Origin of the sequence: uncultured Alteromonas sp., from assembly GCF_963976965.1 — a bacterium.
Classification (GTDB): Bacteria; Pseudomonadota; Gammaproteobacteria; order Enterobacterales; family Alteromonadaceae; genus Alteromonas; species Alteromonas naphthalenivorans.
In genome coordinates this window covers 1-8,495 of sequence record NZ_CAXBMP010000058.1, presented here as the reverse complement: position 1 = coordinate 8,495, position 8,495 = coordinate 1, and the positions used below count along the sequence as shown (strand labels likewise).

Annotated in this window: 3 protein-coding genes and 2 pseudogenes; 1 reads left to right on the top strand and 4 read right to left on the bottom strand. The window is 42.8% G+C overall.

The features are described 5' to 3' along the window. From AAC006_RS21050 to hsdR, 4 genes and pseudogenes are all read right to left on the bottom strand, one after another. Positions 1 to 331, bottom strand: a 331-nt coding sequence (locus tag AAC006_RS21050) for a restriction endonuclease subunit S (protein WP_339892490.1), incomplete at its 3' end; no start/stop codon positions are given. Further along, a pseudogene (locus tag AAC006_RS21045) lies at positions 331 to 1,940 on the bottom strand (N-6 DNA methylase). The pseudogene AAC006_RS21045 and the gene AAC006_RS21050, both read right to left, overlap by 1 nt. 28 nt (positions 1,941 to 1,968) lie before the next feature. Beyond that, entirely contained in the window at positions 1,969 to 3,048 is a 1,080-nt protein-coding gene (locus AAC006_RS21040; RefSeq protein WP_013783559.1) for a Fic family protein, read from the bottom strand. Positions 3,049 to 3,164: 116 nt separating this feature from the next. Beyond that, a pseudogene (gene hsdR, locus AAC006_RS21035) lies at positions 3,165 to 6,686 on the bottom strand (type I restriction-modification system endonuclease). 831 nt (positions 6,687 to 7,517) lie between these two features. On the opposite strand from hsdR, the gene AAC006_RS21030 reads away from it, so the two are divergent. Then, positions 7,518 to 8,495: hypothetical protein (locus AAC006_RS21030; protein ID WP_339892488.1), on the top strand; the 978-nt coding region annotated here is incomplete at its 3' end.

Below are 8,495 nucleotides of genomic sequence, written 5' to 3'. Positions count from 1 at the left end.
CGTGATTGACACCACTAGCAGGAAACAATGCTTTCAGATCCTGATTGATTGCAGAATCAAAATTTGCGACAACAATTTTCCCTAGACTCATTCTAGTCGCAACAATAGGTGTTCCTGAAGGAATCACATTAGTGCTGCTGTTCTTTACAGCTTCTTCTGAAATGTGGTCAACAGTATCTTGTAGGATACTTTTGTTCATATCCTTTACACTCATCCAAGGTATATTACCTTCGTAGTAGCTTGGAATGGATTTACTTGGTGTTCCGCCCCCAATTATCGAAAGCAGAATTTCACTAAGTTCAGTTTGTTTCCAAGATGCCGGTATAGCCATCAGCTCGCACCTTCCAAAGCTACCAATAACGCATCAATTTCCTTTAGCGCCTCTTCCAGCTCACCTTTAGCTTCTCGAGCTAAAACATCTGGCTCAGGCAAATCTGCCGCATCCACACTATCTTTATCTTTTAACCAGGAAATATCTAAAGAATCGCCTTTTGTTTCGCGTATCCAGTCACGGCTAAAGCAGCGCCAGCGGGAGTGCGCAAGACGTTCATCAATACCTTGGTTTTCCTCAACGACTTCCTTGTCTACTTCAATGTCTTGTGCACCAAAGCTGTATTCACCTTCACTTCGGCTATTTATGCCATCTGAAGATTCGCCATAGACCTTTTCAAAAGCACCTAGGTGCAGGTCTTTACCAAATTCATCGAGTGTAAAGCCAATATCTGCATTACCAAAGGGGCTGCGTTTACCAAAACTGGGCATGTTTGTGCGCAGGTCATATACCCACACATTTTCAGTGCAGTTTTCTTCCTGGTGTTTGTCCTTTGCAGAACCTTTGGTAAAAAACAGAACGTTGGTTTTTACGCCTTGAGCATAAAAAATACCCGTTGGCAGGCGTAAAATAGTGTGTAGATTGCACTTATTCATTAGGTCGCGGCGAACATCGGTACCTACACCGGCTTCAAACAGTACGTTATCCGGCAGTACGACTGCCGCCCGGCCACCAGGTTTTAAGTTGCGATATATATGCTGTAAAAACGCCAGTTGTTTGTTGGTAGTTTTGTAAGTGAGATCGTCTCTGGTATTGGATGCTTCACCACCTTTACTGGTACCAAAAGGCGGATTTGCCAATATAATATCAGCTTGTTTTAACTCCTTCCCTGCATCGCCTAGTGCATTTCCTAAGTGCACTACGCCCTCTTCGTCGCCTTCCATTCCGTGCAGTAAGCAATTCATTAACGCTAAGCGTCGGGTATTAGGTACCAGTTCAACGCCAACGAAAGCTTTGTTTTTCTGGAAATCAGCTTCTTTAGCAGAAAGTTCTAAGTAATCATCAGTTTGCTCACGCATATACTGGTCGGCGGCAACTAAGAATCCAGCTGTGCCTACCGCTGGATCTTGTATCACTTCGCCAACTTGCGGCTTAATGCAGCGCACCATGCTGTTGATTAGCGCACGTGGAGTGAAGTACTGACCTGCCCCGGATTTTGTTTCCGAAGCGTTCTTTTCTAAAAGCCCCTCATACAAATCGCCTAGCCCGTCTTTTTGGGCGCTAAACCAATCAATATGGTCGAGGGTTTTGATCATTTGTTCTAGATGGCGTGGTTCACGCAGTCGAGTTTGTGCATCGGCGTAGATTGCACTGATAAGTGGTCTTCGTGCACAATATTGCCGTCTGAATCTTTACCTGTTGAAAGGCTTAATAGAATGCGTTTGTAGTCATTTAGCAGATTAATACCCGACTTTTCGTTGATGTCTGTCCAACGACATCCCCCTGGTAAAGGATGGCGTTTTAATACTCCCGCTTCTGTGTTTTCGTGCACCATTTTAATAAATAGCAGAAGTACCAGCTCGGTTACATAATCTGAATAATTAATGCCGTCGTCTCGCAGCACGTCGCAGAGGTTCCAGAGTTTTTGAACGATATCGTTATTTGTCATGTGTGTCTCTTAATTAATAATTTGGTTCTTAACTGTGTGCTATCAGTACTTTGCACAACGGCTCATTAATGTAGTAGTTGGCGCGGCCAATTTTTTGTTTGGTTAAAAAGCCGTGTTCTACTAGTTGCTCTAAATATTTAGTAGCGGTTATTCGCGTTACCCCTAGCTCTTCGATGATAAAATCGATTTTGGTATAGGGGTGATGAAACAAGTTGTTGAGTAAGTCCTGGCTATAGATTTTGGGCAATTGTTCACGAATACCGTGTTTCACATTAGCCATCAGGCTTTTCATTTCGGTAATGAGTGAAATTGTGTTTTGCGCTGTGTCGATAACGCCACCAAGCATAAAGGCTATCCAGGGTTCCCAGTTACCGGTATCACGCACGGCCTGCAAATTATTATAGTAATCTGCTTTGTGCTGAATAATAAAACGGCTTAAATACAGTACTGGCAGGTTAAGCAAGTCTTTAACCACCAAGTACAAAATATTCAGGATCCGCCCTGTGCGGCCATTGCCATCGTAGAATGGGTGAATGCTTTCAAACTGATGATGGATGATGGCCATTTTTACCAGCGGGTCTGCATCGCATAACTCATCGTTATTAATAAATTGCACCAAGTTATCCATTAGCGCCGTTATTTCGTCTGCATGTTGTGGCGGGGTGTACACTACTTCCCCCGTACGAGCATTTTTTAAATCTGTACCGGGTAGCTTTCGCAAGCCTGCGTTGTTGTGCTCCAGGTTTTGCTGGATGGCAAGGATGTCACTTAAGCGAATGAGTTTACTTTGCCGTGCTGCTTGAAAGCCCAGCTTTAATGCTACTGCGTAATCCTGCACTTCTTTGGTTGCAGGGCTAGTAATGGCTTCTTCAAATAAGTTAGCTTTATAAAGCTCGTCATGCGTGGTTACAATGTTTTCCACTTCCGAGCTGTCTTTTGCTTCCTGTAAGGCAAGCGTATTGATTAGTATTGCTTCATTGGGAATGCTGGCGGCAACACCCTTTAATTCGGCCAGATATCGGTGAGCTTCAGCCACTTTTTTGAGTACTGCGCGGGTTTCCCACTGCTCTATATTATCAAGTGGTAACAATGGGATAGATGCAGTCATGATTAATATTATGTCCTTTTTATACATTTAGAACTGTATATGTATAGATTTTGCAAAAAATTATACATGTACTTTATAACATGTATAGTTTTTCTGTTTACTTATACATATAAAGTTTATGCACTTTGGGAAGGCCAAATTGTATCACTCAGTCCATCCAGTATTGTATCCAGCTGGTTACCCAGTACTTTATCCAGCTGCTTTGCTCCGCCCTGCTCTGCAAATCGGCTGTTTACGAATTCTCTATCAACAATGACTTCGTGAACCAGTTGTTTTGCCAGGCGATCAAGCCATTTGCGCTGTGCAGGTAACCAGTTATGACTTTCAAATATTCGCAACATAGCCTGTGCAACACGTTTTTCAAAGGGTACCAATGGCTCGCCGAATGCTGCGCGGCGAATATGGCCAATGATGCTTGCTGCAATATCATGGTTAGTTTGGTTGCGTACAGCGCTTTGTAGTTTAGCCTCTGAGTATCCTGCACCATCAAGTAATAGTTTAATTTCTTTTAGTTGGTCGCGAGTCAGATCTCGAGGTTTATTTACCACTACCGCAAGAGCTGCACTTTGGTTAAGCTGCTCTTTTATAAACTGGTTAAAGCTGTCCAGATAATCTTCTGGCTTTTGATGTACACCGTAGCTTTGGGTGCGTTCTCTTATCTCATCATGATGTTCAGAAATTATAGGCTGGCGTTCACTGCCGAGTAACTCATTCACTTCTGCCAACTGATTTATCAAACCGCTATGTTTTGTAATAAAAGCCGCAGCTAGCTTAGGCCCAAGCTCGTGTAAGTGTTTATGCAGGCTTTTGGGCTCGACGCCCCATAAACCCTATAATTCATCAAGTTTTTGTTTAAGTACTGGTTTGCTCTCGGCTTTTTTATCGGCCTTTCGCATTACGCGCATCACTTTTTGACTGAGTTGACTTAACACCACATCAGCATGGCTTTGCTCAGGCGCATCACCGGGTGCATTCAACGCGCGTTCCAATTGTTGCGGATTAGTGATTTCGTGTACCAATTGTTCCAACGTAATATTGGGATCTTTAACCAATGGCTTCATGGTATTAACATCGGCCAACGCGGCATAAATATCCACCGGGTCGTAAATTCGAAATACCGTTTTACCAATGTCATCACAGCGGCGGGTAGCACGGCCAATCATTTGCTCATACAAAATCCGTGATTTAACCCGCCGCATAAAAACGAGGTTACAAATTTTGGGAACATCGATACCGGTGGTCAGTAGGTCTACAGTAATAGCAATATTTGGATAGCGTTCGTTTTTATACTGTCGAATGAGCTGTTCTACTTTGTCGCTTTGCCCGGTCATTTTAGCCACTGCCGCTTGGTTATATTCACCGTTATAAAGGTCTTTAAACGCTTCGTCTAAAAGTCGCTTTACCATATCGGCATGCAAATCGGTTGCGCAGAAAATCAGAGTTTTTTCATCCCCGAACGGATCGAGTTCTTGAACCAGTTGCTGACAAATCACTTTGTTGAAGTTTTCATTAATTACTTTGCGATTAAAAGCTTCCACTTCAAAATTAAGTTCATCGTCTAGCTCTGCACTTTGTACTTCACCAGTTTGGGTGTTAATGGCACTAACTTCGGCACCTTTGGCAAATTTAATCCCGTTTTGCGTGAGTAATGTTTCGTATCGAATAGGTGGTTCGTGATCTATTAGCCAGTCATCCGCTACCGCTTCCCTGTATGAATAGGTATAAACAGGTGTGCCGAAAATTTCGCTGGTGTGTTTTGCTGGCGTTGCCGTTAAGCCAATTTTGACGGCATCAAAATAGTCGAGCACCCGGCGGTAACTGGAAAGATACTGACTCGCATCCCGCGTAGCGATTTCGCCTTCGGTCATTTCCTGGTCGAGCGTATACCCTCTGTGGGCTTCATCAATAATAATACAATCAAACTGGTCTAACGGTGGCGGGTTATCGCTCATAAATATGCGCTTTACCATGGCCTGTACAGTTGCTACCTGCACACGCGTTTCAGCCTCAGCAGCCATATCTCCCAGCTCTGCAACATTATAGATTTTAGATAAGGTATGGTTTTGTTCTAGTGGTGCTTCATTAAAAACATCAATGGCTTGCTGACCAAGTGCGGTGCGATCTACCAAAAATAGAATACGCTTAAATCGCTCAGCCTTTAGAAACCGGTACATCAAACCAATGATGGTGCGCGTCTTACCCGTACCGGTAGCCATAGCTAACAGCGCCGTGCGTACTTCTTTCGCTAGCGTATTTTCCACCGCAATAATGGCTTTTTGCTGATAATCGCGAACTTTTAAATAGCCGAATGGCTCAGTTTTTAGTTTTTTCTCAGCCTCTTCTTTACTGCGTTTGAGTTTGTCGATTAAGCCTTCCGGCGTATGAAACTTAGGGAGTGCACGCTTAGTATTGGCAGGTTCGCGCACATCACGAAACCAGGTTCCAGACTGTTCAGCCAGCTGAGGAACATATGGGCGACCATTGCAGGAGTAGACAAACGGGATTTTATAATGGCTTTCTTGCTCATTAGGCCAGGCAATTGTTAAACCTGCTAATTCCCATGCGCCCAGCATAGGGGGTGAAACACTAAAACCCTTGCTATATCGTTCCGCTTGCGAAATTTTTCCTGCAACGTTGGTGTTTTCTTTCTTCGCCTCAACCACGGCCATGGGCGTTAAACCGTAAAACAGTACATAGTCTGCTCTACCTTTTTCGCCATTATGTTCAGTAGGCCATTCAGCAATAGCAATATTCCTGCCTTTTTCTGGTCGAGCCCCACTTTTATAAGTAAGCGCTTCGCTATCGGCTGTCCAACCCGCTTCTAACAGTTGCTGATCGATTAAAATGCGGGTTAGCGCTTCATCCAACACAATGTGTTGCGTTGCCGCCTGTGTATTTTTGTTTATCTGACTGCGTTGGGCAGTTTGCGTTTTCTCATCAGCCGCCGCTAGCTGAGCTTGAAGTGCCTTTATTTTTGTTTCGTAATCCTTACGTTGTGCTTGTAAGGCATCTTCATGTTCAGACGCTTGCTTCGCCAAAGATCGAGATTCCTCGTCCATTGCCATTGCCAATACTTCATACTCTGCTTTTTCTTTAGCTACGAGCGCATGAAGTTGATTACTGGAATCCAAGTCAACATTGGCTTGTTCTAAATCACTTTTTAACTTTGCAATTTCAGACTGTAACTGACGTAACTGTTCGCTGGGGTCTGTAGGTGGAATAAAAGGGCCAGGTTTAAATTGAACCCCTGATTTTCCGAAAGACTGGTGAAACCATATGGCTAGTTTACGTGCAACCACTAAACCATTCATGGCTTCTTTGTGCTGAGTTCTAAACGTATGGATTGCTTTGTTACCTTCCATTCTAAGAGTATGGAATAACTCTCTGACTACCGGCTCTAGCTGTAACTCACGGTTTATTTTGTAGATTAAATCAGCCTGGGAAGTCTTATCGTCAAACTCAATTCCAACCAATGCTGCAATGTGTTGTGCCAGCGCCTCACCCAGTTGCCTAAGCTTCATTAACGTTGTGTTAGGATCGCTCGAGAAGGCTTTTTCAGCAGAGGAGGCAATTTCCACTAAAAGTGAATCATGCTCTTGTAGAAACCCAAAGTTACTTTGCTGGATAGAGGATGCCATGTTTAAGAAACTCCATTTCACCTTGACGCTGGTTCAATCAGAACTCAGTAATACTTTTTTATTCTGTGTGTATTGCAAAGCAGAGACTACCACAAATACTTAATTTCACTATACTTTAGTAGTGAGTATAAAACCATAAAACTACAGAACCGGTGCGTTGAATTACTTTTTTTGAATCCTTGGTTTAACCACTTAAAAATAAATATGAATTCGTACGGTTGAAGCCATTTAATAAGAACGTTACGCACATCAACCTACTTTTTAAATATATTTATTAAACATGAATACATGGAGAATCATCGCTTTTCTCTGAACGATTCATGCAATGATGGAGGGTAAATTACACGCGAGGCCTATGACCTCCCACCCTCTTTTGTCTGCACTTCACTGGACATTCCGTTTCAACAAAATTCACCCGATGCCGCCGCCGGTCGTGCCGCCCGACCAACTGCGTTTGAAACGGTCGAGTCGCTACGCTCCGAAACTGACGGGAATTTCGACCGGCCTTCGGCTGATTGCATCATTTAAAACACAGTTGGTCTGCCGCTCGTTTCACTCCCTCCGACGGCGGCCTGCAGACCTTTCGTCTGTCACTGGGGTGACAATCTCTCTATCAGCGCTTGGGAGCGCTTCTCCTGCACAAAAGAATGTAGATCTCATCTAGAGCGCTGAATGCGCGGCTAATGAACGTTACATCACAATAAAAATACACTTAATTTTCAATCAGTTAAAATAAAAACAAGAAAAAATTACTATTTTAAGCTTATCAGCCAAAAAAACTAGCACATTAAGTGATGTACGCAATTTTTGAAAACTATCGAGGTTCTAATTATGCTAGAAGCGTTATTTCAACAGAAACCACTATCAATCGGGACAAACAAATTACTTCTGTTCCAAGTCAGTGAAATTAACTCTTTAACCCGAGATGCATTGTGGCAATGCTTATCTATTGCGACATCTGACAAGTTAACTGTGACGCTTCTCGTGTCCGGCTATTTGTTTGCGATTTCATTAATTGTTGCAGGTAAATCTTTTTTAAGGGCAGACCAGACCCTCATAACCAGAGCACTCCGTTTTGTCTTTTCAGCACTATCGTTTACTACACTTTTAGCTAGTGTTGGAATTGTCCTCTTGTTTAGTAAATATTTACTTTCAAGCTATATCAATACTGGTAAACCATGGAACATTTACAAAGAGTTTTGCATAGCAATACTGAATAACGCTTCGCTGGGGATGTTGATCGGTTCCATTGGTGCCTTTGTTATCTATTTCTGCATTAAGCGTTATATAGAGCCTTGGTTCTCGTCTCTCATAGAAAGTGTGTCTAAAACCGTAAACGAATATTACGATTTTCCAGATTTCGACAATGTTGTAAAACTTCTACCCAAGCGGCCTAAGAGTAAAAACTTTATTGCAAGGGTACTGAAGTCAACAAAGGGGAAGTCACTGATTTGTGTGGGCCTATCATCTGCTGATAAACCTATTTTGATAGATTTTAAGGTTGCGACTCATCCAAACTATCAGACTTTAGGCCTGACTGGCACGGGAAAGGGGCAATTTTTGGGGTTGTTTTATCTTCAGTTTATACAAAAAAAATGCGCGTGCTTTGTATTTTGCCCCAAAGAAGATAAGCCATTAAAAAATGTACTTAGATTTTCGGCCAAGACTTCGGAAAAACCATTCTTTTATTTAAATCTGTGTGCTTCACATCCTGTAGTTAACCCATTATTCAATATTACTGCCAGAGAATTGTTTGTTTTACTGAAAATGACATTCGAACTTCAATCAAGCTCCGAAGGACTAGGATAT

Coding starts and splice junctions, on each gene's coding strand:
- AAC006_RS21040 (WP_013783559.1), bottom strand. CDS start 3,048: ATGACTGCATCTATCCCATTGTTACCACTTGATAATATAGAGCAGTGG.